Origin of the sequence: Streptomyces sp. SID5910, from assembly GCF_009862125.1 — a bacterium.
In the GTDB taxonomy this organism is placed as follows: Bacteria; Actinomycetota; Actinomycetes; order Streptomycetales; family Streptomycetaceae; genus Streptomyces.
This window is the reverse complement of the sequence record NZ_WWHX01000130.1, coordinates 1-2,621: the sequence shown is the minus strand read 5'-3', so window position 1 is coordinate 2,621 and position 2,621 is coordinate 1. Positions and strand designations below refer to the sequence as shown.

The window sequence follows — 2,621 nt, the reverse complement described above, 5'->3', positions numbered from 1 at the left end:
GGCGCCGGAGCGTCCGACGAGGCCGACGCCCCGAAGCGTCCGGCGCGCCCCGCCGTCGCCGTGTTCCAGGCGCCCGTGTTCCAGGCGCCCGCGTTCCAGACGCCCGAGCGGGCCGCCGCGGAAGCCGCCGCCGAGGCCGCCGAGGCGGAGCCGGAGCAGGTCGCCGAGGCGCCCGAGGAGTTCCCGGAGGAGACCGCCGGGTCGCGTCGTCGCCGCCGGCGCCGGTCCGCGGGCCCCGAGGAGACCACCGAGGACCGCACGCCGGCCCGGGCCGCCGCCGAGGAGCCGGAGGCCGACACCGACACCGAGGCCGAGGCCGACGAGTCGGGCGACGACCAGGGTGACGACTCCGAGGAGTACGGCTCGCGCCGCCGTCGTCGCCGGGGCGGCCGTCGCCGTCGCCGGGGCGACCTGGCCGAGGGCGCCGAGGAGGGTGCGGACGGCGACGCTGAGCACACGGCCGCTGAGCAGGCCGCCCAGGACGCCGAGGACACCGCCGAGCAGGTGGAGGAGGACGCCGAGGACGGTGACGACGCCACCGGCGAGAACGGCGGCTCCAGCAGCAGCCGTCGCCGCCGTCGCCGTCGCCGTCGCGCCGGGGACTCCTCCGGCGAGGCCGACGCGTCCGGCGACGACCCCGAGCGCACGGTCGTCAAGGTCCGCGAGCCCCGCCCGAAGGCCGAGCCGTCCGACGAGGTGCAGTCCATCAAGGGCTCCACCCGCCTGGAGGCCAAGAAGCAGCGCCGCCGCGAGGGCCGCGAGCAGGGCCGCCGGCGCGTGCCGATCATCACGGAGGCCGAGTTCCTGGCCCGCCGTGAGGCCGTCGAGCGCGTCATGGTCGTCCGCCAGCACGGCGAGCGCACCCAGATCGGCGTCCTGGAGGACGGGGTGCTCGTCGAGCACTACGTCAACAAGGAGCAGGCCACCTCGTACGTCGGCAACGTGTACCTCGGCAAGGTGCAGAACGTGCTGCCGTCGATGGAGGCCGCCTTCATCGACATCGGCAAGGGCCGCAACGCCGTCCTGTACGCCGGTGAGGTCAACTTCGAGGCGCTGGGCATGGGTCACGGCCCCCGCCGCATCGAGTCCGCCCTCAAGTCCGGCCAGTCGGTCCTGGTGCAGGTCACCAAGGACCCGATCGGCCACAAGGGCGCCCGCCTGACCAGCCAGGTCTCCCTGCCCGGCCGTTACCTGGTCTACGTGCCCGAGGGCTCGATGACCGGCATCAGCCGCAAGCTCCCCGACACCGAGCGCTCCCGCCTGAAGACCATCCTCAAGCGGATCGTCCCCGAGGACGCGGGCGTCATCGTGCGCACCGCCGCCGAGGGCGCCAGCGAGGACGAGCTGCGCCGCGACGTCGAGCGGCTCCAGGCGCAGTGGGAGGAGATCCAGAAGAAGGCCAAGAACGGCAACGCCCCGACGCTGCTGTACGGCGAGCCGGACATGACCGTCCGGGTCGTGCGGGACATCTTCAACGAGGACTTCTCCAAGGTCGTCGTCAGCGGCGACGACGCCTGGCAGACCATCCACGGCTACGTGTCCCACGTGGCCCCGGATCTCTCCGACCGGCTGTCCCGGTGGACCTCCGAGGTCGACGTCTTCGCGACGTACCGGATCGACGAGCAGCTCGCCAAGGCGCTGGACCGCAAGGTCTGGCTGCCCAGCGGCGGTTCGCTGGTGATCGACCGGACCGAGGCGATGATCGTCGTCGACGTCAACACCGGCAAGTTCACCGGCCAGGGCGGCAACCTGGAGGAGACGGTCACCAGGAACAACCTGGAGGCGGCCGAGGAGATCGTGCGCCAGCTGCGGCTGCGCGACCTCGGCGGCATCATCGTCATCGACTTCATCGACATGGTGCTGGAGTCCAACCGGGACCTGGTGCTGCGGCGCCTGCTCGAGTGCCTGGGCCGGGACCGTACGAAGCACCAGGTGGCCGAGGTGACCTCGCTGGGTCTGGTGCAGATGACCCGCAAGCGGGTCGGCCAGGGTCTGCTGGAGTCGTTCTCCGAGACCTGCGTCCACTGCAACGGCCGTGGCGTCATCGTCCACCTGGACCAGCCGTCCTCCTCCGCCGGTGGCGGCGGCGGCAAGCGCCGCAAGCGGGCGCGTGCGGGTGCCGGTGAGCACGAGCACGAGGCCGTCGCCGGTGTCGAGACGGCGCCGACCGCGGAGCAGGAGGCGGACGCCGAGTCCGAGGTCGCCGCCGAGGTGGCCGAGCCGGTCGCCCTGCCGGCGCCCGAGTTCACCCCGGACGAGGAGCTGTACAGCAGCGCCGCCGAGGCCGAGGCGGCCGCCACGCGCGGTCGTGGCCGGCGCCGGGCGAGCCGGCGTGCGTCCGCCCCGGCGGGTGCCCCGAAGGCGGCGAAGGGCGAGGCCGTGCGCGGCGAGACCCCGGCGCAGGCCGAGGCGCCGACCGCGCAGGACGTCACCGTCGCGGAAGAGGTCGAGCGTCCGGTCGTGCGGGAGCCCGCCGCCGAGGTGCTGGCCGAGCCCGCGGCCGTCGAGGACGCGATGTCCGGCGCCCCGGCCCCCGTCGCCCCCGAGGCGGCTCCGGCCGCCGACGAGGCGGCGCCCAAGGGCCGTACGCGCCGTCGGGCCACCCGGAAGGTGTCCGCGCC

At 74.3% G+C, this 2,621-nt stretch carries 1 protein-coding gene; it reads left to right on the top strand.

Annotated elements, in window-relative coordinates; genetic code table 11:
* Positions 1 to 2,621 (top strand): Rne/Rng family ribonuclease (locus tag GTW67_RS04840; protein ID WP_161163553.1); only part of this gene is annotated, 2,621 nt, incomplete at both ends.